The sequence below is a fragment of the Vibrio nigripulchritudo genome (genome assembly GCF_027924785.1).
Taxonomy (GTDB): domain Bacteria; phylum Pseudomonadota; class Gammaproteobacteria; order Enterobacterales; family Vibrionaceae; genus Vibrio; species Vibrio nigripulchritudo.
This window is the reverse complement of record NZ_AP027049.1, coordinates 474,594-499,916: the sequence shown is the minus strand read 5'-3', so window position 1 is coordinate 499,916 and position 25,323 is coordinate 474,594. Positions and strand designations below refer to the sequence as shown.

General features: G+C 45.4%; 22 protein-coding genes. 4 read left to right on the top strand and 18 right to left on the bottom strand.

The genetic code is table 11. From position 1 onward, the window contains the following. Positions 1 to 119: 119 nt before the first annotated feature. The 17 genes from QMG91_RS02505 to csrD form a co-directional block, all read right to left on the bottom strand. Positions 120 to 4,550: a DUF6701 domain-containing protein gene (locus tag QMG91_RS02505; protein ID WP_281828668.1), complete on the bottom strand. Its 4,431-nt coding sequence runs from the start codon at positions 4,548 to 4,550 to the stop codon at positions 120 to 122. 5 nt (positions 4,551 to 4,555) lie between these two features. After that, on the bottom strand, positions 4,556 to 4,999 hold the full coding sequence (locus QMG91_RS02500; RefSeq protein ID WP_004405119.1) for a hypothetical protein: 444 nt from the start codon (positions 4,997 to 4,999) through the stop codon (positions 4,556 to 4,558). Then, complete coding sequence (locus tag QMG91_RS02495; RefSeq protein WP_281828665.1) at positions 4,989 to 5,729, bottom strand: PulJ/GspJ family protein; 741 nt, start codon at positions 5,727 to 5,729, stop codon at positions 4,989 to 4,991. Before QMG91_RS02495 ends, QMG91_RS02500 begins: the two co-directional genes overlap by 11 nt. Continuing rightward, positions 5,729 to 6,298 carry a type IV pilus modification PilV family protein gene (locus QMG91_RS02490; protein WP_281828664.1) on the bottom strand — a complete coding sequence of 190 codons (570 nt, stop codon included), beginning with the start codon at positions 6,296 to 6,298 and terminating at the stop codon, positions 5,729 to 5,731. The genes QMG91_RS02495 and QMG91_RS02490 overlap by 1 nt, the downstream gene beginning before the upstream one ends. Next, positions 6,288 to 6,785, bottom strand: a complete 498-nt coding sequence (locus QMG91_RS02485) for a type II secretion system protein (protein WP_281828662.1) — start codon at positions 6,783 to 6,785, stop codon at positions 6,288 to 6,290. The genes QMG91_RS02490 and QMG91_RS02485 overlap by 11 nt, the downstream gene beginning before the upstream one ends. Before the next feature lie 76 nt (positions 6,786 to 6,861). Continuing rightward, positions 6,862 to 7,332 carry a type II secretion system protein gene (locus QMG91_RS02480; RefSeq protein WP_281828660.1) on the bottom strand — a complete coding sequence of 157 codons (471 nt, stop codon included), beginning with the start codon at positions 7,330 to 7,332 and terminating at the stop codon, positions 6,862 to 6,864. A 48-nt stretch (positions 7,333 to 7,380) separates the two neighbouring features. Beyond that, positions 7,381 to 7,950: a prepilin-type N-terminal cleavage/methylation domain-containing protein gene (locus QMG91_RS02475; RefSeq protein ID WP_004405125.1), complete on the bottom strand. Its 570-nt coding sequence runs from the start codon at positions 7,948 to 7,950 to the stop codon at positions 7,381 to 7,383. Positions 7,951 to 8,039: 89 nt separating this feature from the next. After that, on the bottom strand, positions 8,040 to 8,486 hold the full coding sequence (locus QMG91_RS02470; protein ID WP_281828659.1) for a hypothetical protein: 447 nt from the start codon (positions 8,484 to 8,486) through the stop codon (positions 8,040 to 8,042). Between the two features lie 12 nt (positions 8,487 to 8,498). Beyond that, complete coding sequence (locus QMG91_RS02465; RefSeq protein WP_281828657.1) at positions 8,499 to 9,722, bottom strand: type II secretion system F family protein; 1,224 nt, start codon at positions 9,720 to 9,722, stop codon at positions 8,499 to 8,501. 9 nt (positions 9,723 to 9,731) lie between these two features. Beyond that, positions 9,732 to 11,459, bottom strand: a complete 1,728-nt coding sequence (locus tag QMG91_RS02460) for a GspE/PulE family protein (RefSeq protein WP_022551602.1) — start codon at positions 11,457 to 11,459, stop codon at positions 9,732 to 9,734. Further along, complete coding sequence (locus tag QMG91_RS02455; RefSeq protein ID WP_281828655.1) at positions 11,449 to 12,708, bottom strand: tetratricopeptide repeat protein; 1,260 nt, start codon at positions 12,706 to 12,708, stop codon at positions 11,449 to 11,451. Before QMG91_RS02455 ends, QMG91_RS02460 begins: the two co-directional genes overlap by 11 nt. Continuing rightward, entirely contained in the window at positions 12,705 to 13,550 is an 846-nt protein-coding gene (locus tag QMG91_RS02450) for an ExeA family protein (protein WP_281828653.1), read from the bottom strand. The genes QMG91_RS02455 and QMG91_RS02450 overlap by 4 nt, the downstream gene beginning before the upstream one ends. 2 nt (positions 13,551 to 13,552) lie before the next feature. After that, on the bottom strand, positions 13,553 to 15,202 hold the full coding sequence (mshL, locus tag QMG91_RS02445) for a pilus (MSHA type) biogenesis protein MshL (protein ID WP_038141985.1): 1,650 nt from the start codon (positions 15,200 to 15,202) through the stop codon (positions 13,553 to 13,555). 15 nt (positions 15,203 to 15,217) lie between these two features. Beyond that, a complete protein-coding gene (locus QMG91_RS02440) occupies positions 15,218 to 15,547 on the bottom strand; it encodes a hypothetical protein (RefSeq protein ID WP_004405138.1) in 330 nt (109 codons plus the stop codon). Beyond that, positions 15,540 to 16,184: a type 4a pilus biogenesis protein PilO gene (gene pilO, locus QMG91_RS02435; protein ID WP_022613261.1), complete on the bottom strand. Its 645-nt coding sequence runs from the start codon at positions 16,182 to 16,184 to the stop codon at positions 15,540 to 15,542. The genes QMG91_RS02440 and pilO overlap by 8 nt, the downstream gene beginning before the upstream one ends. A 2-nt stretch (positions 16,185 to 16,186) precedes the next feature. Beyond that, the gene (locus QMG91_RS02430; RefSeq protein ID WP_281828651.1) at positions 16,187 to 17,617 is read right to left on the bottom strand and encodes an MSHA biogenesis protein MshI; all 1,431 of its coding nucleotides are present in this window, start codon (positions 17,615 to 17,617) and stop codon (positions 16,187 to 16,189) included. A gap of 10 nt (positions 17,618 to 17,627) precedes the next feature. Next, positions 17,628 to 19,559, bottom strand: coding sequence for an RNase E specificity factor CsrD (gene csrD, locus QMG91_RS02425; protein WP_239445585.1), 1,932 nt, complete (start codon positions 19,557 to 19,559; stop codon positions 17,628 to 17,630). Between csrD and QMG91_RS02420 the strand changes: the two genes are divergently transcribed. Next, positions 19,476 to 19,679, top strand: a complete 204-nt coding sequence (locus QMG91_RS02420) for a hypothetical protein (protein WP_281830481.1) — start codon at positions 19,476 to 19,478, stop codon at positions 19,677 to 19,679. The genes csrD and QMG91_RS02420 overlap by 84 nt on opposite strands. 124 nt (positions 19,680 to 19,803) lie before the next feature. On the opposite strand, the gene QMG91_RS02415 is transcribed toward QMG91_RS02420, so the two are convergent. Continuing rightward, entirely contained in the window at positions 19,804 to 20,346 is a 543-nt protein-coding gene (locus tag QMG91_RS02415; RefSeq protein WP_022551628.1) for a single-stranded DNA-binding protein, read from the bottom strand. Between the two features lie 392 nt (positions 20,347 to 20,738). Between QMG91_RS02415 and QMG91_RS02410 the strand changes: the two genes are divergently transcribed. The 3 genes from QMG91_RS02410 (at position 20,739) to uvrA (ending at position 25,294) form a co-directional block, all read left to right on the top strand. After that, on the top strand, positions 20,739 to 21,380 hold the full coding sequence (locus tag QMG91_RS02410; RefSeq protein ID WP_004405143.1) for a LuxR C-terminal-related transcriptional regulator: 642 nt from the start codon (positions 20,739 to 20,741) through the stop codon (positions 21,378 to 21,380). A 91-nt stretch (positions 21,381 to 21,471) separates the two neighbouring features. Then, a complete protein-coding gene (gene galU / locus QMG91_RS02405) occupies positions 21,472 to 22,341 on the top strand; it encodes a UTP--glucose-1-phosphate uridylyltransferase GalU (RefSeq protein ID WP_281828650.1) in 870 nt (289 codons plus the stop codon). A gap of 130 nt (positions 22,342 to 22,471) precedes the next feature. Beyond that, the gene (gene uvrA / locus QMG91_RS02400) at positions 22,472 to 25,294 is read left to right on the top strand and encodes an excinuclease ABC subunit UvrA (protein WP_022551630.1); all 2,823 of its coding nucleotides are present in this window, start codon (positions 22,472 to 22,474) and stop codon (positions 25,292 to 25,294) included. Positions 25,295 to 25,323 lie beyond the last annotated feature (29 nt).

The window sequence follows — 25,323 nt, the reverse complement described above, 5'->3', positions numbered from 1 at the left end:
CCAATGCCTTGCGTTATCAGCAAGGCATTGGCATGTAAACATGGGCTGAATCTCGCTTTTTCTTGCAGATTCTTTACTTAAGCCCTCATTTTTAATGTTAAGGCGTGAAATCCTCAGTTTTATCTGCCAGTCAATCTCGGCTCTCCACGGTAAATGATCCTGTCGTTTCCGCGGTAAGTTCCAAAAGTGATAACTGCCGAAGGTATTTCATCCCCTTTGCCACGCCAGTTGTATTTGAGCCAATCCTGATTGCCATGACTGCCGAAACACTGAATATTTTTGTCAGAAGTATTCACCTTTTCTGGTGTGCCGCTGCCCATTCTTAACCACAATCTAACTTGCTCTCTTATCAGCGCATTTTGTTTAGCCATGAGCTCATCAGAAAAACCTGAAGTGACTCGTCCCGACTCATTCAAGCTGGCTTTCGAATCGGTGTCTCCTGTACTCGTCCAAATCGACTGGCGACAGAACTGATTGTCAGTAAAACTGCTCAGGTTATCGTCTTTATTTGCAATAAACTCTTCACCAGACCAAAACTCTGTTCGTAGCGGGATCATGACTTCGCCATTGGATTGTGTACCCAAATCTTCCAAAATCATTCTCCCGTAGCGAACGTCAGGCTGTTGTGGGAGTCGAACCGAATCTTCATCCTTTAGCACGGAAAAGCTCACTGGATCCGTACCCTTGATCTCCAGGTCAACCTCTGTCGCTGTAGACTGCACACCCGTTTCGCTACCTGTGTAGTTAAAGAGCTTATCTGGGTACGTTTGCTTGCTGTTGATTGGAAGCCGAGACCAGAACACATCTGACTGGCTAAGCTTCCACTTCGCATCGCTTTGCCATAAATCGTTACTTAGTTCTGCGTCTTTAAGTGATAGGCGATCTCGATGCTCTCCCGTTAACGCAAACGTGGCTCGGAGTTCTTTTTTGTAGTTAGCGTGCCCGTAATTTAAGGTGGGTAAATAGCGCCCGTCTTTATCGAGCATTGCAGACCAGGCACTGACTTCAGCCTCAAACTCTTTAAAAGGTTGATTCATGTAGACGAAGCCATTCTGGCTATCGGGATAAGTAAACTCAGCCTTATCCAGTGAGAAATGTGATGGGTAAAATCTTCCAATTGGATTCTTAAAATACGGTACCGACATCCCATTCAGATAGTTATTTTTTTCTACCCACATGAAAATACTGCCCACCTCCGACCAACGAAAACGCTGATCCGAGATACCCCACTCATTAAAGTTAACCGAAATAGGAGCGTAGTTATTAACCGAACTGCTAACTTGGCTTCCCAGCTCTAGAGCACCTTTCTGACCACCCAGCGGGCTATGAAGATCAAACTTCACTTCACCCGCGACTTCGAACCCCGTCACGGTGTGTTCCAGACAAACCATGACGTTCATGTAACCATCATCAGGAATTCCGTTATTGTCGGTATCAGCAGTTTGCATCCATTGTAATGCTCTAAATTGAGTATCAGCATTAGCTCCGGCAGCAATAAATCTTTCTCCACCATTCGAATCACCAGAAGGGAAGAGTTGGTAATAACTGCCCGGCGGTTTGTAACAGGCTGAAAGAGCAAAAGGTCGGTTGTTTATGGTGGCAGAACCATTCAACCCGCTCCAGTTTGGAATATTATTGTTCACGGGTTGCCAGTTGGCATCAGCAACATGCAGTTTAAACTGACCAGCCGAAGAATAGAGACTTTCCAGACTGGCAACGCCGTTTGTAAACATCACATTTGAAACTGTGACGCCTGCTAATGGGTTGTTCCCTTTTGGAATGGCTGTTCTGTGAACAATCAATGAGTTGTTTTTTTCTATCACTGATGGAGAGATTAACTCGTAAGACATCTTCAAGGACTGATGCCCTGAGTAATCTTCAATTGTCTGACACTGTCTTGGATTTGCTGCGCTGGATGCGACCGCTGAAACTTTCACATTAAACGGTCGGCTCGCAACTTGTCCTTTTCCGCTGTCTACTCGATCTTCATCCACCACCTTGAAACCATAGGGGACAAACTGATAAGGACCACCGTTAGCCGTTACATTGGTGTTTTGTAGCATCTTTCCACGAATATAAACGGGAGACAGCGAGGTGCTGGAGAGTTTTTTGGTCACAATGGCATCCTGACCAGCAATGAATTCATGACGAAATGGCGCGTCACAGGTTGCCGGGTTTGTGTCAGAAAGCCAGCATGACTCTCGATTACTGTTATTGGGTATGTCGACTTCCAGGGTACCCGAATAGTTATTTATTAATTGCTTGGTCGCTTTATCCACCAGTTTAAACGTCACAGGGATACCATCACAGGCGAGACCAGATGATTGCACGGGAGTGATCACCAATTCTGGCTCAGAAAAACACTGGCTTTCTCCTGTGATTTTAGAGTAGTTGGACATATTCAGATTTAGCGCCGTGACCGCACCATAAATATGCACACTGTTAGAAAGGTTTACGGTGGCTTCGCTGTAAATCAATCCTTTGAGTTTATCGTTCTTAGTCAGGCTAATAACACAACCGCCAGACGGGCAAGCTCGATTTGATTTCTCAGGGTTGTACCCCACGATGAACAAGTGATCAGGATTGCCCAGATTATTGAATTTCGAATCATTGGATAGCGTCAAACGTTGTACATGGAGTACCACTTTCCCCTGAATATTGATAACCGAACGGTTGTTGATGTCCAAACTTTCAAAGTAATAATGCCCAGGCTGAAGCGTAACGTTAGATTGACCAATAGTCAGAGTTTTGGAGCTCAATGGAGACAGTGTGACGGTTTCATTCCATATATTGGGAATAGAGTCCGTGAGTTTAAAATCAGGTAATTTAGGCATGGAAACCTGATACTGAGGATCGTTATTACATGCTCCTCCGTCACAGTTGGATTGATTGTCAAAACGGGAGGTTTCAAATCCTACCGTAGGCTGACCACCGACCAACCTGGCATTTAGAATGCTGGCGTAGTTGGACATAGTGATACGGCTATTTCCGCCTTCTTTCCAACCTTGCGCCGCAGAAGGGAACAAATTACAAACGTCAAACTTAGGTTTTGGTAATCGTTTCTGACCAAATGCGAAATACCCTACTTCCTCTTTAGTGTGCCCACGCTTAGTTCGCGAGCCTGGTTCGGACATATCTTCATCAACAACGAAACTGACTTCGAACTCGTTGTCGTCATCGTCTTGAGTACTGCTATCGCCGTCATTGACCAGTTTACATCGCCTTAACCACCCGCCATGACTACCGCTGCGCTTTTGTTTGTTAGCGATAATTCCAGGCTCTGAGGGGTAGTCATTGTCTAAATCATGAAGATCATTACACCCTTCGAGCATTGGCGTACTGCTGTTGTGCTCATCAATCTCCATTCGACCGAATTCAAATCGAACACCATCGGAGATACCCTTACCCTCCTCACTAACAAGGAAAGCGATCTTTTCATAATCAGAGACAGGCACGGTTCTATGAACACGTGTCAGTTCTAGAAACAAATCGATGGATTGGTCTTTTACGGCTTTGATCCCAGCGGTCATCCATCGATTTGTTGGTGAATTTATCTGTGCCAGAGCAATAGGATCATCAAGAGTCACATTTGAAAAAAGTGAGTAATCAACACTGACATTCGCTGGATTACTGCTGGTTTGATCCCCTCGGTAAGCGTTGGTGTGAACGTAGCCGGCAACGACCTTGTGCTGGTTGTCGCCGTCATCATCATCGTCATCCTGGGAATAAAACATGGCGGTACCTGGTTCCATCACCAAATAGCTAATGGAACCCATCATTTCTTCATTCAAATGAGCGTATTCCCAAGAGAATGGCGCCGTATCCTGTATAAAACTGGCGGATTGCCTGGTGACAGATGTAACCGTAACAGTTGCGGGTTTGTCGTCCTCTGGATTGGTCGAAGACAACGTAGGCATAAGAAAAACGAGGGGTTCAGTTCGGTAGTTTTTGGTAAACCGAATGGTGCAACCATTCTTACAGTTCGCATTTTCCAGACGACCAAATTCGTATTGAGCATCATCATACCCCATAGTAACTCGCGGATATGATGGACAATCTCGACCTGTGGTAATACGAAAACGCCCAGCAGTAAACTGATTCCCCAATACTCGCAGGTTCAGTACTGGCGAGAATATCGTTGCGCCTGTCACACTGGTTAAATTGAAATTTTTCTGTTTCTTCTGCAAAGCACCATTGACGTAGTATTTCAACGTTCCTTTTATGCTGCTTTGATTATTCCGGTTTGGGACGAAATGAACTTTGTACTGGCGAATCAGGTTATCGCTCAGGTGGCGTGATTCATATACAAAAGGGGAATACTGAGTGTAAATATGATCATCAGTCCAGAGCGGATAGAAATTGTTGTTTTCTAACCGGATGCGGTTACTGCCATCAGAGTCCATATTGAAGACAAAACAAAAACCGTTGTTTGCATTGACTGAACTGCCATTCGGGATTTCAACCGCAGCTAATGAGTGAACTGAAAACAGTAAAAAAACCAAAAGCAAAGTCCACTTGGCATGCACCAAGCGTATCATTCTCAACATCATTGATTTTATTCCATGCTTTTAGCCCAAACTTCCTGTTCACGGCTAACTTCAAAGGTGGTGCTGCCACATACGGCAACGGAACTGATTCTAAAGAAAGTCAGATCGCCAGATCCAACTTCATCACACTGTATTGTAAGTGACGAGCAAGGTGCTTGCGAGTTTTCAATGATCGCCGTAGCAGCATTCGCTGCCGCAGATGCTGTTAATGTGGTACATCGGTTTTGTAAGTTGGATACGGCAGCACTCTCGTTCAAAGGGTACATGTACGTCAACCCCCATTCATTGCCAGAGTGTGCTAAAAACCACGCTTGAGTCCCTAAAATTTCACGGGTAAGTGTGTCCTGATTAGATGCTTCTAGACGCATTAAGGTCAAACCGAGCATTCCCATTACCACAATCACAAATATGGCAATAATAAGAACGCTGCCTTTCTGATTGTTACGGGACATTTAACACCTGCACATCATGTTTGTAGTGACTTTCTTCGTCACCGTTTGTGAAGAGGATATCCATGTGAACTAAGCCGCCGCGCTGCAGAGACATACCATCGACTCGAAACGAAGCACTGGTCGCATTTTCCCCAACCTGAACAACGGTTCCTGCATCTCGGGTAACTTGCCCGGAGTTGGTATCAACGCAGTATTGAACCTTTTCAGAGGGAATATAAATATAATGTCTTTTTGCAATGGAGTTACTGGCTAGCGAAGCCGAGATACTGTAAACCGCCCCACTGATGCTGACATTGGTCAAAGCAAGAGAAGCAGAAGAGGAACTTTCCAAGTCCTGTACCTGACCGGGATTAATGATCAGCCGTGCCCCTGCGCTAATAGCAGCATTCAAATCGTCGGTATCAAATCCTTCGTTTCCGACAATGAAGCGTAGTGTATCCGCACCACTAAGTGCTTCATCAAGCTGGTAAAAACCAGAGTAACGAATCGGGAAAAAAGACAGACAGGTATTAGCCACATTCGTATCTAGGCTATTTGGAACGGCGTGGCGGATCTCCCGAGACATCTTTTCGATAACAAATCGCGCCTGATTATGAAGAGCCTGTCGTTTGGTGGTGTCAGCATAACCCTGAGCACCAATCTGAACAAACCCTGCAATGCCTAAAAACATGATCGACACAATCAGTATCGTGACAACCATTTCCATCAAGGTAAAACCAGATTTTTCCATCAGTAGTTACCTCGATATGCACGGAAATTGTATTCGCCATACTTTCCAGCAAACACGGTTAGGGTGATCTTTTTGTATCGATTGAGTGAATCGGTAAATCCAAAGCGTGAGTCAGGGTCATAAACGACACTGACTTCTACCCTGAAGTTGCGATAATCACTGCTGATATCTGAGCCAAAGATGTCATTTAAGTTGCCTTTTACCGCGACACCAGTGCTGCATTCTGACGAATTATTGGTATGCCAGCAGCCCACGTAATCGTCCACATCGTTGTAGGTCGCTGGCGTTTCCCCCGTTTCTGCGTCCAAGGTTGTGGTGCAGGATGTGGCTCCGGTTTCATCACACCGGACAATTCCACCATTGGGGTCACTATTGTCATCAAAACCTCGCGCAAGTATTTCGGTCATCATACTCTGCGCCAGAATAGAAGCACGGACCTGATATTGGGAACTTGCGGAGTTTTCTACCCGAGGGAACAGGATAGTCAGCAATACAGACATCGAGATCCCCAGAACAAGAATCGCAATGATGCTTTCAATAAGGGTAAAGCCTTTAGCCTTAGCAGCCATAGACGAAACCCTCACTGTTAATGCATACCTGAGTCGACTCAACACCGTTGGATATACCAATAGTGATATTCCCACCCGCCGTTGGAGTTGTACAACCAGATATGCATGTAGGAAGCCCCAAAAGGTCAAACTCCATTTCTAGGGTAGCAGGGGTGAATAAAAATGTTTGATCTTCAACTAAAACATAATTACTTCGAATCCCAGATTCACATTTATATTCATCAACCGCTTCACTAGATCCTAAGCAGTTATCTGAAATTTTGAGCTTGTATCGAGCTGGAGTAGCGGAGCTAAGGTTGGATTGCATTCGACCCAATTGAATTTGCCGAATAACTGAAATGGCTTGTTCTTGGGCAGCGTATGCTGAAAAGTCAGAAGGACTGGAGTATTTGGATGCTGCATATGTTGCAACAATACCTAACAGTAAGATGACCACTATTAACTCAGTAAGAGTGAAACCTTTCTGGGAGTTGCAGTTTTTTTTCATCAGCATTTCGATGACTTATCTGTACAAAAATGATTGAAGTAGTAGCTCCAATTCATGGAGCTACTACTAACTCACATTAATTACAGTCATTCACCGTAATGGTTGGTTCTGAATCTGTATTTTCCATTTTGTATGTAACTGAACAGCTCGACGTAGACGCAGAATCAAAGTTTTTGAACGAGTACGCAATAGTTCCTGTCGAGCCACCACTTCCAGAAATTTGAGACCAGTCTGAACTTAAACCAGCAACTGAGTTACCAATACCAGCAGAAGTAGCCGCTGGATAACCATTCATAATTGTAATGGTGGTAGAACCTTGAGAAATAGTCGCGGTCCCAGAAGAGTTAGTTTCTTTTCCGTCAATTGCAGCTTTACCGTAAATGATTCCAGATGCACCTTGCATCGCACCTTTAAGACCTTCAAGGGAAGCATTACGCGCATCGCCTTGCAGGTTTAAAAACTTAGGTGCGGCGGTTACCGCCAGAATACCCAAAATAACAATTACAACCACTAATTCAATTAGGGTGAAACCGCCTTGTCTTTTCATAGTCACTTCTCTCTATGTTTAGATATTAATGCGCTGTAACCAAATCAGTTACTGCAATTCTACGGTCACACGACCAGTTTTTATTTCATACACAAACTTGTGATCACTGCCTTCTTGCTGCACATACGTGCAAGTACTCTCGCCACTGTCGGCTTCAGCAGTGTATTTTACATCTGTCAAATTGCTGCTCGCTGCATCTCCGACCTTAGGAGAGTTTTGCAACAGGTTTTCCATCAGGTTGACGCAGTCGGACGACGAAATAGTTGACGGTGCCGTAGTCTGTCCGGTGGTTTTTAACGCAATCGGATAGCCATCACGGAATCCACTGTCATTACCATCGTTATCGAATGAACGCGTTAGCCAAAATTCAATACCATCGTATTCAATGAAATGTTGTTTGTTGTTGCCAGTACCAATGCCAGGTCGACCTTTCGCCTCCCACTGAGCTCTTGCAGAAAGCACTCCAGTGGCATACCCACCTGCTACAGCCTCTATACTGGCTTTCTTGGCTTCATCGGTGACATCCAAAAACTTGGGCAATGCAGCAGCGGCAAGCAACCCTAAAATAACAATCACGACAACCAGTTCTACTAATGAAAAACCGAACTGCTTTCTCATTTCATCACCTATGCATTTTTGCTCAATCTGAGCGAATTCATTATATCGTATGCTTAACAGTAAGCCTATGATTTAAGTAATTTGTTTGCTTATTTTATAGCACTTATTGAGAGCTTCTTCTCATTCAAAACTAAGTCCAGTACCAAATCGCTCGAAAATTCGTAACGACAGTGGTAACTGGGAGCTCCTGATACCATCGTCGCCGTGGGTCTCCCTAAGTAAGTACTGTCTACGCTTGGATACAGTGTCTCCAGCCACCACTCACAATCCACTGTATTACCATGCAAAGGTAATACCCACCCGTTATGATCCAACTGGATCTGTTGCTCTTGGTACTCAATCACTTTGGGCTGTTTCTTAATAACCCATTGTTGTCTATAGGCATTTGCTCGTTCAGTAATATTATCTTCAACCATTAAAAACGTAGTACTTGCTGCCTCATCGTCAATTTTTTGCCAATTGACAACCATAATGCCTAGCAAAATGAACACCAAAGCTGCCCATACCGAAAACGCAGAAACCGTTTTTGCCGCCACTAAATTGCCGCCTTATTTCTGAATCGCATCGAGCATGCCCCACATCGGTAAGAAAATACCGAGAGCAAGAATCAAAACCATGCCAGCGACAATCGTCAGCAATATAGGTTCGATTCGAGCCGTTAGTGTCTTGAGATCGTAGTCCACTTCCCGATCATAAAAATCAGACACTTCCAACAACAATTCATCGATTCGACCAGTTTCTTCACCAACGGAAATCATCTGGATAACCAAGGGTGTAAAAATCTGGCTTTGGATTGCTGTTGAAGACACCGTACTACCCGCTTCAATGGCTGATTTCATTTCCAGAATCCGAAGTTCCAAAAATCGATTCCCTAACGCCTCACCCGAAAGTGCTAGCGACTGATTCAGCGGTACGCCCGACTTCAACATCAACGCAAAGGTACGAGAAAATCGAGATAACTGAGCCCGGTTGACAATATCACCAACAATAGGAATACGAAGGCGAAACTTATCCCACTTTTCACGTCCGTCTGCCGTTCCTATCCAGGCTTTCATACCAAACAGAAACGCGATAAATGCCCCAACCAGCCATACCCAATAATTCACAAAGAAATTGGATGTGGTGATCAAAATTCGAGTTGGCAGAGGCAAATCAACACCAAACCTTGCGAACATCGTGGCAAATTGCGGAATCACTTTTACGTTAAGCACTATCATCGCTATTGATATGAAACTTAAAACAAATATCGGATAACGCATTGCGGTTTTAATTCTTTTTCGTGTTTCTAATTCTTGTTCATAGTATTGAGACAATTGCAGTAATGCTTGATCCAACCGACCAGTGTTTTCACCCACATTGATCATCGAAACAAAAAGCGGGCTGAATACTTTTGGGTATTGCTGCATAGACGAAGACAAGTTCCGACCATTTGTCAGCTCATTACCTACATCCTCCAACGCTTGTTTTAACTGCTTATTGGCGCAATTCTGTACCAACCCTTTGATAGCACGAAGGATTGGAACCCCCGCTTTCGTCAGGCTGTACAGCTGACGACAGAAAATCACTAACACTTCTAAAGGGATCGAAGGTGTAAATAACGCTGACACATCAAAACCAGCCCCACCAGCAGCACTTCTACCAGCACTGATCGATGTCGGTATCACACCTTTACTGATCAGAGCTTCGGCGGCGAGTTCTTCTGTCGGAGCCTCTACCTGCCCCGCAACTTTGCTTCCTTGTAAATCTCTGCCCTGATACTGGTAAGTCGCCATGTCGTCACCTTAGAGGAAAATCGGCTCATTCGAACCCGAGGAATCCCCTTCACCCAGATTCATGACTTCATCCAGACTCACCACACCTTGCAGTGCCAGCTCCATCGCAGACGCCAGTAACGGCTTATAACCCGGTGCTTTTCGAGCTTGCTGAGCGAAACCTACCGCATCTCCCGCTCGAAGGGTGTCCATCATCCCCTGTTCTAGCTCCAGTAATTCGAAGACACCCACTCGCCCTCTGTACCCCGTTAGATTACAGTTCTGACAGCCAACCCCTTTATAGAATGTCGCATTGACCTGATTCGGGAAACGGCTCTCAAGCCATTGCCTGCGAGCATCATCAATATGATCTTCTGTTCGACAGTCCGGACAGATTTTCCGAACCAATCGCTGTGCTAACACCGCTCGAACAGCACTGGCAACCAGATAGCCTGGTGCGCCCATGTCCATCATGCGAAGCGCACTGTCAACCGCATCGTTGGTATGCAGAGTACTCAGCACTAAGTGCCCCGTCAGAGCGGCACGAAGACCGATTTCAACGGTTTCCTGATCTCGCATCTCACCCACTAAAATAATATCCGGATCCTGACGTAAGAAGGTTCTGAGGATAGTAGAGAAATCCAAATCAATCTTTGTATTAACCTGTACCTGATTAACACGATCCAATCGGTATTCCACTGGATCTTCTGCGGTAATGATTTTCTTCCCAGGTTCGTTGAGTTCACTCAACGCGCCATAAAGTGTGGTGGTTTTACCCGACCCCGTTGGTCCTGTAACCAAAATCATGCCATGTGGTCGGCGTAGCTGCTGCCTGAGTCTGAGCAGTAAATCTTCTGGAAGCCCAGATTCATCCAGTTTACGAACACCGGCTGACTGATTGAGCAAACGCATCACCACCGACTCACCATGCTGCACAGGCATGGTAGACATACGGATATCGACGGATTGACCTTTAACGCGGATATTGAATCGCCCATCCTGAGGCAAACGCTTCTCAGATATGTCGAGGTTCGCCATCAGTTTAAGTCTGAGTACCAGTGCAGAGGCAATGTTCACCTCGTTCAACAGAGTCTCGTGTAAAACACCATCAACACGCTGGCGTAATCGAAGTACATTGGCGTCTGGCTCAATATGAATATCTGAAGCCCCCACTTGTATCGCATCTTCGAACAGTGAGTTGATCAGCTTTACGACAGTAACTTCTTCGCTGTCTTCGTCTTCACCAAAGGAAAAATCAAAGCTATCGCTGACTTGGTGCTCTGCGCCAAGCTGCTCTGCAAATGAGGCAATTTCTTTGGTTCTTCGGTAATAGCGGTCAAACCCTTCTACTAACTGCTTTTCAGGGGCGATAACAAAATCAAGGGCATATTGCTGCAGTTGGCTTAGCAAAGATTCTTGAGCGAAGAGATCCGCAGGATCACTCATAGCGACCCGCAATGTGTCACCCTGACGTCCAACTACCAAAGCGCGTAATCGACGAGCATGCACTTCCGGCAGAATTTGAACGGCATCCACGTCCACATTGGCCCGGCTTAAGTCGATCAAAGGTACGTTTAGCTGCTGAGATAGGAAGGTAAGCATCTGAGTTTCCGTCAGGAAGCCCAGTTGGATTAATGTGTCACCCAGCTTGCGACCAGTATTCTTCTGATGACTCAGAGCTTCTTCTACCTGATGTTCTGAGATAATGCCTTCTTCAACCAGCAAGTCACCAAGGCGTTTACGTAATTTAATTTGCATTCGATGTCGCCTCTTTACTGCTGAGATAGCTGATTCTTTCTCGGATAAACTGATTGGTTCGGGCGGATAATCCGACGCGATTCAAAGCTTTTTCATAAGAGGTTTTTGCTTTGCTGAACTCTTCGTTACGTTCTTGCTGAATCGCTAGGCCAAGCCACCATTTACCATTGTCCGAATCTTTACCTACCAGCATTTGATAGCTTTCAAGAGCCAGCTCGTGTTTTTTAAGTTGCTGAGCCAGACCCGCTCTTGCAGACAGATAATCCATGCTTGGGCTTGGTGGCAAATATTCCAACACGCCCAGAGCTGCCTCAGTAATCCCTTCCTTGACCAAAATATTCATAGCGGCAAGCCTCAGAGTCTGACTGTCTTTGTTTAACACAATACCCTGCTGCAGGATTTCGAGAGATTGCCTTACGTCACCCCGACCGTAGTAAAGTGCAGCGAGCTTTTTCCGCACAACATCATCTTTAGGAACATAGCGAAGCGCCGTGCGATAGCCTTTAATGGCACCGTCAAAATCATTGGAATCCAATGCTTTTTTCGCTCTTGATAGCGCTTTTTCAGCCAACTGTTGTGGCGTCAGCTCGACTTGCTGAATAGCCATTGCACCATCTTCCACCACTTTTGGAGTTGGATTGGCACTTGCAATAGCCGTTGATTTACGTTCATTGGCTTGAGATGGTTCTGCCTTCTTCGCTACTTTTGGCTCTTCAGTTTTCGGGCGCTCAGCTTTAACTTCAACAGGTCTAGGTTTCGCCGCTACCGTTTTGCTTTTTTCTGTATTCGCAGGTGGATTAGTTTTCGTTGGCTGGTTACGTTCAGCTGCCACAGCCTCTGGGGTTACTTTTGTTTCTTCAACACTTTCCGAAACGATGTCATCTAAATCAGATTCAGGATCGACGAAGTCGCCGCTAAGCTGCTCAAGCTTTTCACTTTCTTCGTAAATGCTGCTCACCGATTCTTCCACCGACTGCTTAGTTGGAGATGTAGATTCGAGAGTAACTACGGTGGTTACATTTTTTTTCGCACTTTGCTCGGCAATCTCAGGGATAGATTCAGGTTCAGGCTGCTGTTTGACTGGTAGTAAAGCCCACACTCCGTAGGCAATGAGCGCTAACAAAACTCCTCCGGTCAGCCACCACTTTTTCTTGCCTGAACGAATAGGCGCGACATCGACCTTTTCAATTCGACTTGTGGACGGCTTTTTGTCCGTCATATCTGAAAGAGCTTTGTTAATGACACTCATAGCAAGCCCCATCCCCACATAAATGGGGTTTTAAATCTTGGTTTTACCGTATCGAGAGTATCATTAATAGCATTGTACGCATGTTCCATATGAATGTGCGTTGCGTTCGAATTACAGGCAAGCAACAAGGATTTGTGGCACACCTGATTGATCAAACGAGGCACACCTTTCGACGCCTTCCAGATTGCTTTTTTAACTTTGGCTTCAAACAAATTTACGTTGCCGCCACTCACCTGTACCCGATGGTCGATATAGGCAAATGCTTCTTCCATTGAAAGTGGACGTAAAGTCGCACTGAAAGATATACGCTGTTTTAACTGGCGCAGATGATGATGTTCCAATCTCGCGTCCAACTCGGGCTGCCCTAACAACACGATTTGCATCAGCTTGGCATGCTCGGTTTCAAGATTTCCGAACAAGCGAATGGTTTCGAGAGCTTCGTCGGACAACCCTTGTGCTTCGTCTATCAAAGCCACAACTCGCTTGCCTTTAAGGTGCAGTTTCAGCAACTGAGCCTGAATATCATCCACCAAACTTTCGCTGTCTCTGACTTCAACTTCCAATTCTTTGGCAATGGCGATTTTCAACTCTTCCCCTGTCAACTGAGGGTTGGGTAGATAAACCAGCGAGACCTCATCAACCAGTTGGTTAATGAGCATCCGACAGACCATTGTCTTACCCGTACCGACCTCGCCAGAAACCTTAATTACCCCCTCGCCCATTTCAATCGCAGACAAAACGGTTTGGATCGCCTCGTAATGCGGCACTAACCCCTGAAACAGTTCAGTATTAGGGGTTAGCGAAAAAGGCGCTTGGTTAAATCCAAAATAGGTCTGATACATAATTACTCTTCAGGGAACCATTCTTGCAGCAAATCGCGCGAGCGTTCCAGTTCCTGCGACCAGGTGTTAACTCCGACTACTGTCGGTTTAAGCAAAATAACCAACTCAGTTTTCTGAGTCAGTTTGGAAACATTTCGGAATAGGTGTCCCAGCCCTGGCACATCACCAAGAAAAGGTACTTTGGACACTTGATCAATGGTATTGGACTTCATAAGCCCACCAATAACTACGACGTCACCATCACGAGCACGAATCACCGAATCCGATTCGCGAATCGAGCTTTTAGCCAAAGGCACTTCGTAAGTCGCACTACCGAGGTTAATTTTTTTGTTCTGGGTCTGTACGTCTATTACCGCAGGATGAACATGCAATAGTACATATCCGTCGTCATCGATCTGTGGGGTCACATCCAGTGATATACCCGAAAAGAAAGGCGTCAGTTCTACGTCGGGTGCGACGTTGGCATTGTCACCACTACCTACCACACTTGAAATGTCGGTCACAAAGTACTCATCAGACCCTACTTTAATGACCGCTTTCTGGTTATTGGCAGCAGTCACACGTGGACTTGATAGCACGTTCAGGTCACCTTGAGTCCCCATAAAGCTTAATACGCCATTAAAGCTACCATTGCTGATAGTGACGTTCGTCTGCCCATTTAATAGGCTGCCGATTGCATCTAATCCAGGTAGGGTTGGAATGCTCCCATCTGACGGCAAAGTCCCTCGACCAATAGAAACCGAGCTGTTACCAAAGGTTGAGGTTAATCCACTCCAGTTAATGCCTTGTTGGTACCCATCTGACAGAGTCACTTCGAGGATTTTGGCTTCTAAAACCACCTGACGCTGCATGCGTTGCTGGGATATACCAAGGAACTGGCGAATTTCTCGAATTTCATCAGGGTAAGCACGAATTGTCAGTACACTTGCCTGAGGTGAAACCACCACGCTTCGTCCATCACCTTCTCCAATTAGCGCCTGTGCCGCTTGTTCTAACTGTACCCAGAAATCACTTTCACTGATGGTTTCAATTTCTGTTCCACCCGTTGGTGAAGTGCTCGAACTGGAAGAGGAGCTTGAGTTATTAGACGAACTTGAAGAGCTGGAACTCGAAGATGAAGAGCTACCGCTGTCTTTACTGGTGATCGACCCAGTGGTAATAGACGTTAGAGAACGTCCTAATCGTTTGAATTGTAAATAATCAATTGGAATGGTCTCCGTACGCAAGCCCGCCGGGTAAACCTGAATAACTTTCCCGCTTTGTACGACTTCAAAACCGTACAAATCACGAACGACTTTCAGTACTTCATCCAATGTGACATCCGTTAGGTTGACGGTAATTCGCCCTTCGACATTAGGGTGGATGGCCACACTGTAATCGGTTCCTTTGACTAGGCTAGCAAAAAACGTTTTCGCCTGAACGCCATTTGCCTGGACACGAAAGCGTTTTAACGTTGGAGACACAGTGAACTCTTCATTTCCGAGCTCTGGCATCAGATCCGCCTGCACAGAAGCCGGTAATTCATCCAGGCTCCGACTGCCAGCTTCGTTGATAGCCTCATTGAGCGCTTCTTTGACCTCAACAGGTTCCCGGTGCCCCATGGAGCATGCCGTGAGTGACGCGATGATGACTGCTACTACAATTTTACGCATAATTACCATGAAACCTTAGTGTTTAACGTCAGAAGGAAACAGCTCTAGTCGCCATTGCTTCCCACCCCGAATCAGATCGACAAATTCCGGCTGAATCCTTTTCGCCAGATACCCTTGTACGGTTTTTCCTTTTTCTACTACCACATCGTTAAGAATGGCATAGCAAGGTTTTCCCTCTATACAGACTATGGACTGTAATGTCGGAACAGGTGCCACTGCTTTCTTTTTCGCCTTGGCTTTCTCTACGGTTTTCGGTGCCTGCCACCCGAGAGGGGCAGTTGGGTCTTGGCTGGCGTATGCACTACCAGAGACCAACAACATTGCGATAACACAGAATCTAACCACCGATAAACTCCTGCCCTGTTCCTAATGTATAGACAACAAGCACTAATCGTGCCGTAGGGTATTCTTCTACTTCGTATTGATAGCTGCGCCAGAAATACGTAGTTGGCATGCTTTCTAGCTCGACCAGATAATTCTTTATGTCAAAGTACTTCCCTGTTATCTCAATTTTCACAGGGTGTATGTAGTAACCCACGGCTTGCGAATCACTGCCTGCCATGATGGGTTCTGCTGGCAGAGACTGAAGGTTCTCCAGCTTCAACCCTTTACTGCTTAACAGAACCCTTTCCAGCAACTCTGCCATTTGGCTAGGAGTTACTAGGGATTCCACCACCGCGTCTAGCTGAGAGGACAACTCATCACTTCGGCGTTGTAGCTGCTGAAGTTTGGCGTCAACCTCTCTATTTGGGTCAGACTTTAACTGACCGCTTACTTTGGCAATCTGGTTACTGGTGTTGCTGATCCCCTGATTAAGGGATTGATACTGACTGGTTTGAGAAGCTTGTGTTTTGAAAGCAGGCTCTAAAAAAACCGTCAGTATGATGAAGAAGATCGCTACCCATCCACCTGCCGTAATCAGCCATTTTTCCCGACCGGATAACGCTGAAAATTTTTCACTCATATCCTGAAGAAGTGCCATTGTTATTCACCTCCTCGTTTTGCCTGCAGTTCAAAGGTCACAATATCGTCTTCGTTACGCCCGATATTAAGCTGTTCAAAGCTACGACCAACCAAATCCAGTTCATTGCGGAACTGTTTTATCCAGCCTGGAACTGCGCTTGGTGTGCGGGCTAAACCCGACACGTTCAATGTGTTTTTATTGATGGATATCTGGCTCAGGGAAATGTCATTTCGACCCAGCCGAGAAAGTGCGCTCATGATCCCCGAGTACCCCACCTGTTTTTGATTATCAAACTGACCAACTGCATTTAGCGACGCTTCTTTTGCCCGTATTTCAGCTTCTATTCTCTGGACGGCAGCCAGTTTGTTAGGAGAGGGCTTGTGTTCACCCAGCATGGTCTGAAGTTCTGTTAACTGCGCTTTCAGCGTTGTTGATTGGGAGGAAAGCTGAGCGATTTGAGCTTTCTCCTGCTGAATTTGATATTCAATGAAACCGTAGTATCCAAACATGACAAGCGCAACAATTAACCAGCTAGCCGCAACGACAGGTAATGTGAACAACTCAACTTTAGGTTTCAGATGCTCAGGATACAGATTGATCTGATAGTCACTGCGTAGAGCGTACTTGGTCAGTACTTCTCCACAACGTACATCGCCATCCATCAAAGTTCCGACTTTCACGCTTAGGCGTTCTTCCAGAGCGGTAGTCAGTTCCTCGTCAATTTCGTCATCACAACAGATAAACAGCTTATGGAATTGAGCTTGCTTGATTTGTGAACTGAGATAATCGATCGAGCGCTGCATTTCGAGAGCAAGCCCGTCGATTTGCAGGCTGCTTGCCTGAGCCCCTGTTAACGGAGCGGACACGCCACGAATGGTTCTGTGAAAGCAGATGTCTCTGGTCACGTATGCATTGATTTTGAAGCTGCTGTGTGCACTTTGGTGCAAGAGCAAAAAGTCTTCTGCATGCTCGTTCGCCTGCCCCCACACTTCGTCTTCCGGCAAAATACGGTCAAGAGTGATCTGACTTTTCTCTAGTATCGCCAGTAACGGCGTCAACACGCGTTTGCTTAGAACGTAAGTTTGAATTTTGCTGCTGTTTGGTAGTGGAATGCCATCGGCAACGATGTCTGTTACACGCTCTGCAATAAGGTCTTTCAGAAGGAAAGGTAAAGCAACAGACCATTCTTCTTCTGGGATTTCAGGGCGTTCAATTTGGTAGGTTTGGTAGTGGTGCGCGCCAAGTGTGATGACAACTTCTGAATGCGTATACTTTTCATCCGATAGTACTTTAGCAAGTGTCTGTTCCCAACTTCTGTCTTTGATTGGGAACAATTCGGTCTGGCTGTCAACTGAGCAATAAACGGCATCTTCAAGGAGAGACACGCTCACCTTTTTAGCACTTGAACTTTTTCCTTTCAGTCGTTCTAGCAAAGAAACCATTTTATTCATCAGTTACTGCTCATGTTTTCTGCCGCCATCGATTTCTGCGACCAATTGTCACTTTTGATGCAAGACGTTTAGGAAATAGCAGTTCTTCTTTTGCGAACATTCTGCCTTGTCCCCCGTCAATGCCCAAACTCTTTAAAGCCATCCATTCAGAACTATTTTCGACGCCAACAGCAATAACTTTAGTTTTACTATCCATACAAGCGCCAATCAAACTTCGAATGAACAACTGGTTTTCCTGTCGTTGATCTATTTTTTTTATCAGACTGCGATGCAATTTCAGATAATCGACATCTAAGTCTTTTATGTAATGAGTACTTGCAATTGTCCTGCCAGCTTGGTGAACGATTATTTTGCAGCCCAGTCCTGATATCATTCGAATAACCGGACGAATGAAATCGAGATTTTTTACTAAGCTCCTTTCGGAAAACTCAAAGCTGATGCTTTTTCTTAATTCACCGGGCAGTTGGAGTAGCTCATCTCTCAACCAACGCGTGTATGCTTTTTCTTTGAATGGAAGCACATTTATATTTAAAGAATAACATATCCTTTCATTTTGCGTCTTTATCCAGGACAGAATTTCTTGAATAACAACACGATCCATGGCTGTTTCATAACCAACTTGTTCAATGGCTGCCATAAAACGTGACGCTTTTATTACCGCGCCACTTTCGTCTTTTAAGCGTAGAAACAATTCATGGTGTAATAATTCGTCCTGTTGATTCTCGATAATAAAACAAGGTTGAGAAAATACTTGAATATTAGAAGCACGAAGTGTTTTATCGAAAAGTGTCCGCCATCTTACATTTCCCCGGGCAATATCTTTTTTCTGCTTCTTATCAAAGCGCGACCAATTATTCACAGACTCAATTTGAGCAGTTCTTAATGCTGTTTCAGCTTCGTCTAATATATAGCCGCGCCGCTCACCTTCCGAATATATTGTGCATCCGATATGACACCAGTCATCAGGAGACAAAGGCGAGATTGGGTCGATTTTCGATATTTGTTTAATAAGCTGACCACAAAGTGTGTCAATTTCCTTGCTGCCCTGATGAGGCACTAATATGGCAAAATCGGAATCGTAATAGCGCGAGAAAATAACATCTGGAAAGCGCTGTACGATATTAGAGAGACTTTGACCCACCTCGACAACAAACTCATCTACTGCTTCTTTATCATTGTAGGCAGAGACTTCTTCCCATGACTTAACGCGGAAAAGGATGATCCCACCAAACGATCCTGCTTCCTGAAGACTGGCTTCTAACTTGGAATCAAAAAGCACCCGATTCGCCGCACCTGTAAGCTGGTCAAGGAAAGTGTGAGTGCGAATGAAGGTATCAAAGCGGCTTCGCTCTTGCCTTGAGTCCTTAAGCTCTCCGATCAGTTTATCCAGAGCCTCACTGGCGGTATAAGGCCATTCTCTCAGATCCCCTTTTTCAAAATCCTGAGTTTTCCCTGCTAGGATCATTCTGCCTCGCTCTTCCAGCAGCTCCGAGCCGTAGAGTTGCTCTCTTAGCCACTTAATTCCTCGAATCAGGCAAACAACGATCAGCAAAACCGCCAAACTGATGGACGACATCGCTCCGACGGAGTATTCCAAGCCCACATAAGGAGGTAAAACAGTAAAATGAATCCAGTAATCTGAGTGGTGTTCAAGTTGAAAACTAAGCTGTTGCGCTCTTTCAGACTGCAAAACCGAACGGGTATCTTTGAAGTGATAAAGCGATCCAGATGAAGACGTTACTTCCATCTCCAGTACGTTACTTGCCTGAAGCAGCTTTGGCAGCCACTTTGCCATAGACTCTGCTGCCTGAGGGTTGTCCAGCTCTGAATCAACAACGTCTGCAATACCAGAAATGTAATGATGGACATATTCCTGACCAATACGCTTGAAAGAGAGAGTGCCGCCAATAAAAAGAATAAACATGGCACAGACGACAATCATGGTGACAAACGAAACCAGTCTGGTGCTGAGTTTGAGCGTGGGGGTATATCGCATTGTCAGGCGAAATCCTTTTCAATCCAATTTTTGGGGAAGAGCAAAGCGAGTAACGAACTGCTTTAATTAATCTTATTGTGAATAGGGAACCTTAAGTTCACAAGTAAATCGATAAAAAACCTAAACAAAAGCCGCGAAAATCGCGGCTTCATCTCATTGACATTCATTTCTAAGTCGATTGCTCGACGGTTTAGAACGGAATGTCGTCATCAAAATCCATTGGTGGCTCATTATATTGTGGTTGAGCCTGTTGCGGTGCTTGTTGCTGAGGCGCAGCTGGCTGCTGGTAAGATTGCTGCTGTGCAGGCTGTTGAGGCTGTCCCCAACCACCTTGTTGCTGCTGACCTCCCATTCCTTGACCCGGTGCACCCTGACCTTGTTGGCGACCACCCAGCATCTGCATCACACCATTGAAGCCTTGTACAACCACTTCGGTTGTGTAGCGATCCTGACCATTCTGATCCTGCCATTTACGAGTCTGAAGCTGACCTTCAATGTAAACCTGAGAACCTTTACGAAGGTACTCACCCGCTACTTCTGCTAGCTTTCCAAACAGTGCCACACGGTGCCATTCTGTCTTTTCGCGCTGTTCGCCAGTCGCTTTGTCGCGCCACGATTCAGAGGTCGCAATTGTAATATTCGCCACCGCGCCGCCACTCGGCATATAACGAATTTCAGGGTCATTTCCTAAATTCCCCACCAAAATAACTTTATTAATTCCACGGCTGGCCATGTTTTGCTCCGTCTAAACTCAATTCGACTAAATTTTTAACGCTCAAGGATACCACGATATCACCAATGCTCAAATCCAGGGTAAGAATTGCTAGCAAAGTGTCGCTAAGCGCTCATTTATTAATCATAGACAGCTAATTGCTAACTATCGGTTGAAAACATGATTGGGACGAATAAACCTGCGCATAGTGTAGTCTGACTCGAAAAAATCTGGACAACGAGGTTTATCAATTACTTTTTAAAGAAATATCATCCGTAGTTATTCCAAACGCCTATAAGCAATGAATGGATATTCAATTCTATTAATTGCCCAATTTTGCTAGGTTATTTATCAGGCATATAAATAAAAGATATTTATAAGTTTCGCTAAACCATCGATTATTGGGCTGGAATATGAAAGAAACCAATCTATTACCGCACTTTTATTTGGTTTCAGATCAATCATTACCCCATCATCTTGAAAAAGACATTCAACATCACTTAAGCCGTCAATTTCAGCGCATTACCACCAGAGAACTTATAAGACTCAATTCAAATGAAAGCGAACATTTCATCATTGTTGATTTAACTGCTATTGAAGATATTGGCTTTCTTCAGCAGACACTGAATAGCACGGTAACTAAGCGTTTTCTCGTTTTGCTGAATGCTCAAAAGCATCTGACTCTGTCTGATGTATTGAAGTGGCAAGGGCTTTCAGGATACTTTCTCGTCAACGAAGATGTCGAAAAGATAATGATGGGAATTCGGTGCATACTACGCGGGCAAAGCTGGCTTCCGAGAGAAACCATGACTCAGGTTGTGGAGTATTATCAATCTATAGAAGCGTCAAAGCCCACATTTGAAATAGAGTTAACCCGGCGAGAACTGGATGTCTTACAGAGCTTAAAAAGCGGGGCATCCAACCTTGAAATCGCCGATGAGCTTTTCATTAGCGAACACACCATAAAATCTCACCTCTATAATATCTTTAAAAAACTGGACGTAAAAAACCGCATCCAGGCTATGGCATGGGCAAAGCAGCACCTTCCTTCTTAACAATGTTCAGCTTTTGCGTTTCGATTGTCACAATAAGCATGGTAAAGTTACGCCCAAAATTAGGAACTGAACAAATCGAACAGGAAAGATTATGATTAAAAAGTGCTTGTTCCCAGCCGCTGGCTACGGTACACGATTTTTACCGGCAACCAAATCTATGCCAAAAGAAATGATGCCAGTGGTGAATAAACCCCTTATCGAGTATGGCGTTGAAGAAGCTATTGAAGCAGGTATGGATGGCATGTGTATCGTTACTGGTCGTGGTAAGCACTCCATCATGGATCATTTCGATAAGAACTACGAGTTAGAGCATCAGATCAGTGGCACCAACAAAGAAGAGCTGCTGGTAGACATTCGTAATGTGATTGAGTCAGCTCACTTCACTTACATTCGTCAACGTGAAATGAAAGGACTGGGTCACGCCATTCTGACGGGTAAAGAGTTGGTCGGTGACAACCCATTCGCTGTTGTTTTGGCCGATGACTTGTGTGTTAATGAAGACCAAGGCGTTTTGGCGCAAATGGTGGCACTTTACAAGCAATTCCGTTGTTCCATCGTTGCGGTTCAGGAAGTTCCTGAAGATGAGACGCACAAGTACGGTGTGATTTCAGGCGAAATGATCAAAGACGACCTTTTCCGTGTCGATGACATGGTCGAAAAGCCGGAACAAGGCACTGCGCCAAGCAATCTGGCAATCATTGGTCGCTACATCCTGACACCAGACATTTTCGATCTAATCGAGCAGACCGAACCAGGCAAAGGTGGCGAGATCCAAATCACTGACGCGCTATTAAAACAAGCCAAAGCGGGTTGTGTCCTGGCATACAAATTTAAAGGTCAGCGTTTTGACTGCGGCAGCGTTGAAGGTTACATCGAAGCAACAAACTACTGCTATGAAAACCTGTACCAGAAAGACAAGAAAAAAACGGAGTTAGATAAGCACTCCACTCACAAAGCCTAATCTTCATACTTTCTACTGGATAAAATAACGCAGCAAAACCAAATACTGTTATTTTATCCAGTATTTTCTCTTTGCACAAAAATAAGTCTATGTAATACTTGTGGCTATCAATTACACAAGAGCATAGCAGATGGACACCATTGACGTACGTGGCGCCAGAACCCACAACCTCAAAGACATAAACCTCACCATTCCTCGCGACAAATTGATCGTCATTACAGGCTTATCCGGTTCCGGAAAATCCTCATTAGCCTTTGATACGTTATACGCTGAGGGCCAGAGAAGATACGTTGAATCTCTATCTGCTTATGCCAGACAATTCCTGTCACTGATGGAAAAACCTGATGTCGACCACATTGAAGGGTTGTCTCCGGCGATCTCCATCGAACAAAAGTCCACGTCCCATAACCCACGTTCGACAGTGGGCACTATAACCGAAGTCTACGATTATCTTCGTCTGCTTTATGCCAGAGTGGGGGAACCACGTTGCCCAGAGCACAAAATTCCACTAACAGCACAAACCATCAGCCAGATGGTAGACAAAGTATTGGAGTTACCAGAAGGCAGCAAGATGATGCTTCTGGCTCCCATAGTGAAAGAGCGTAAAGGAGAGCACGTAAAAACGCTTGAAAACCTCGCTGCACAAGGTTTTATTCGCGCCCGCATTGATGGTGAAACCTGTGACCTGTCTGATCCACCGACATTAGAGCTCCACAAAAAACACACCATCGAAGTGGTCGTAGACCGATTTAAAGTGCGCGGTGACTTGCAGCAACGTCTGGCAGAGTCATTTGAAACCGCGTTGGAACTTTCAGGTGGTATTGCCGCAGTCTGCGATATGGATGATCCGAGCAAAGAAGACATCATCTTCTCAGCTAACTTTGCTTGCCCTAAATGTGGTTACAGCATGCAGGAGCTTGAACCAAGGCTGTTTTCATTTAACAACCCTGCTGGTGCCTGCCCGACCTGTGATGGTTTAGGTGTGCAGCAATTCTTCGACCCAGACAGAATCATTGTGGATGAATCTTTAAGTCTGGCTGATGGCGCGATTCGCGGCTGGGACAGAAAGAATTACTACTACTATCAGATGCTTGGTTCTGTGGCATCGCACTACGATTTCAGTCTGGAAACGCCTTTCAATAAGCTATCGAAAAAACACCAGGATGTGGTGCTAAGAGGCTCAGGTCGAACTCAGATCGAATTTACCTACATTAATGATCGCGGTGATAGTCGCACCAAAAAGCATCCGTTTGAGGGGATACTCAATACACTAGAAAGACGCTACAGAGACACAGAATCTAACTCAGTACGAGAAGAACTATCGAAGTACATTTCAACCAAGTCGTGTGGAACCTGTGGTGGAACCCGACTTCGAACTGAAGCGCGTAACGTCTTCATTGAAGATACCCCCTTACCCGCCATTGCGGATATGAGCATCAGCGATGCAATGGGCTTTTTCAACAGCCTGAAACTGACTGGTCAGAAAGCCAAAATTGCAGAAAAGGTCATGAAGGAAATCAATGATCGCCTTCATTTCCTGGTTAACGTCGGGCTCAATTACCTGAATTTGTCTCGCAGTGCAGAAACGCTTTCTGGTGGTGAAGCGCAGCGTATTCGACTCGCTAGCCAGATTGGTGCAGGTCTTGTTGGGGTGATGTATGTGTTGGATGAACCGTCTATCGGTCTCCACCAGCGCGACAATGAGAGGTTGCTGAAAACTCTGACGCATCTGCGCGATCTGGGCAACACGGTTTTGGTGGTAGAACATGACGAAGATGCGATTCGATGCGCAGACTATATTATCGACATTGGTCCGGGAGCGGGTGTTCATGGTGGTGAAGTGGTCGCAGAAGGCGACATGCAAGCCATTTTGGATAACCCAGACTCGTTAACGGGTCAGTATTTGAGTGGTGTAAAAGCCATTGAAGTACCCAAAGAGCGTACGCCGATGGATCCAAAGAAGGTAGTCGAACTCATTGGAGCTACTGGAAACAACCTGAAAAATGTCGACCTTACTATTCCTGTTGGTCTGTTCAGTTGTATTACTGGCGTCTCAGGTTCAGGTAAATCCACTCTGATCAACGACACTTTCTACAAGATTGCACAAACTCAACTGAACGGTGCCAGCATTGCGACTCCTTCACCCTATAAAAAGATCGTTGGTCTTGAGCATTTCGATAAAGTGATCGATATCGATCAGAGCCCGATTGGAAGAACACCTCGCTCTAACCCAGCGACCTATACTGGTATTTTCACCCCGATTCGCGAATTGTTTGCAGGTACTCAGGAATCGCGCTCTCGCGGTTATAAACCAGGACGATTTAGCTTTAATGTTCGTGGCGGACGCTGTGAAGCTTGTCAGGGTGATGGGGTGATAAAAGTGGAAATGCACTTCCTTCCAGACGTGTATGTACCCTGTGATGTCTGCTCGGGTAAGCGTTACAACCGTGAAACTCTGGAAGTACGCTACAAAGGCAAAACGATCGATGAAGTACTGGAGATGACGGTAGAAGATGCGCGAGAATTCTTTGACCCTGTCCCCGTCATCGCCAGAAAACTCCAGACTCTGATGGATGTTGGCTTGTCTTACATTCGATTAGGTCAGGCCGCCACTACCCTTTCAGGTGGTGAAGCCCAACGTGTGAAACTCGCACGTGAGCTTTCCAAACGCGATACGGGGAAAACGCTGTACATTCTTGATGAGCCGACCACTGGTCTGCACTTCCATGATATTCAGCAACTGCTGACTGTTTTGCATCGCCTAAGAGACCACGGTAATACGGTGGTGGTTATCGAACACAACCTGGACGTGGTAAAAACCGCAGACTGGATTGTCGATTTAGGTCCGGAAGGTGGACAAGGCGGTGGTGAAATCATTGCGCAAGGAACTCCAGAGGAGGTCGCAAAAGTTAAAGGCTCTCATACCGCGCGCTTCTTAAAACCTATGCTTTAAAGTAAAAAGTGATAGTATCGTTCAGCGGT

What these genes read in the sequence shown, in the direction of transcription:
- QMG91_RS02485 (WP_281828662.1), bottom strand. Translation starts at nt 6,785, where the DNA reads ATGAAAAAAAACTGCAACTCCCAGAAAGGTTTCACTCTTACTGAGTTA.
- mshL (WP_038141985.1), bottom strand. Translation starts at nt 15,202, where the DNA reads ATGCGTAAAATTGTAGTAGCAGTCATCATCGCGTCACTCACGGCATGC.
- pilO (WP_022613261.1), bottom strand. Translation starts at nt 16,184, where the DNA reads ATGGCACTTCTTCAGGATATGAGTGAAAAATTTTCAGCGTTATCCGGT.
- QMG91_RS02450 (WP_281828653.1), bottom strand. Translation starts at nt 13,550, where the DNA reads ATGTATCAGACCTATTTTGGATTTAACCAAGCGCCTTTTTCGCTAACC.
- QMG91_RS02475 (WP_004405125.1), bottom strand. Translation starts at nt 7,950, where the DNA reads ATGAGAAAGCAGTTCGGTTTTTCATTAGTAGAACTGGTTGTCGTGATT.
- QMG91_RS02465 (WP_281828657.1), bottom strand. Translation starts at nt 9,722, where the DNA reads ATGGCGACTTACCAGTATCAGGGCAGAGATTTACAAGGAAGCAAAGTT.
- QMG91_RS02415 (WP_022551628.1), bottom strand. Translation starts at nt 20,346, where the DNA reads ATGGCCAGCCGTGGAATTAATAAAGTTATTTTGGTGGGGAATTTAGGA.
- QMG91_RS02430 (WP_281828651.1), bottom strand. Translation starts at nt 17,617, where the DNA reads ATGAATAAAATGGTTTCTTTGCTAGAACGACTGAAAGGAAAAAGTTCA.
- csrD (WP_239445585.1), bottom strand. Translation starts at nt 19,559, where the DNA reads ATGATTGTCGTCTGTGCCATGTTTATTCTTTTTATTGGCGGCACTCTC.
- QMG91_RS02460 (WP_022551602.1), bottom strand. Translation starts at nt 11,459, where the DNA reads ATGCAAATTAAATTACGTAAACGCCTTGGTGACTTGCTGGTTGAAGAA.
- QMG91_RS02505 (WP_281828668.1), bottom strand. Translation starts at nt 4,550, where the DNA reads ATGATGTTGAGAATGATACGCTTGGTGCATGCCAAGTGGACTTTGCTT.
- uvrA (WP_022551630.1), top strand. Translation starts at nt 22,472, where the DNA reads ATGGACACCATTGACGTACGTGGCGCCAGAACCCACAACCTCAAAGAC.
- QMG91_RS02420 (WP_281830481.1), top strand. Translation starts at nt 19,476, where the DNA reads ATGATGGACATATTCCTGACCAATACGCTTGAAAGAGAGAGTGCCGCC.
- QMG91_RS02490 (WP_281828664.1), bottom strand. Translation starts at nt 6,298, where the DNA reads ATGGCTGCTAAGGCTAAAGGCTTTACCCTTATTGAAAGCATCATTGCG.
- galU (WP_281828650.1), top strand. Translation starts at nt 21,472, where the DNA reads ATGATTAAAAAGTGCTTGTTCCCAGCCGCTGGCTACGGTACACGATTT.
- QMG91_RS02480 (WP_281828660.1), bottom strand. Translation starts at nt 7,332, where the DNA reads ATGAAAAGACAAGGCGGTTTCACCCTAATTGAATTAGTGGTTGTAATT.
- QMG91_RS02455 (WP_281828655.1), bottom strand. Translation starts at nt 12,708, where the DNA reads ATGAGTGTCATTAACAAAGCTCTTTCAGATATGACGGACAAAAAGCCG.
- QMG91_RS02495 (WP_281828665.1), bottom strand. Translation starts at nt 5,729, where the DNA reads ATGGAAAAATCTGGTTTTACCTTGATGGAAATGGTTGTCACGATACTG.
- QMG91_RS02500 (WP_004405119.1), bottom strand. Translation starts at nt 4,999, where the DNA reads ATGTCCCGTAACAATCAGAAAGGCAGCGTTCTTATTATTGCCATATTT.
- QMG91_RS02410 (WP_004405143.1), top strand. Translation starts at nt 20,739, where the DNA reads ATGAAAGAAACCAATCTATTACCGCACTTTTATTTGGTTTCAGATCAA.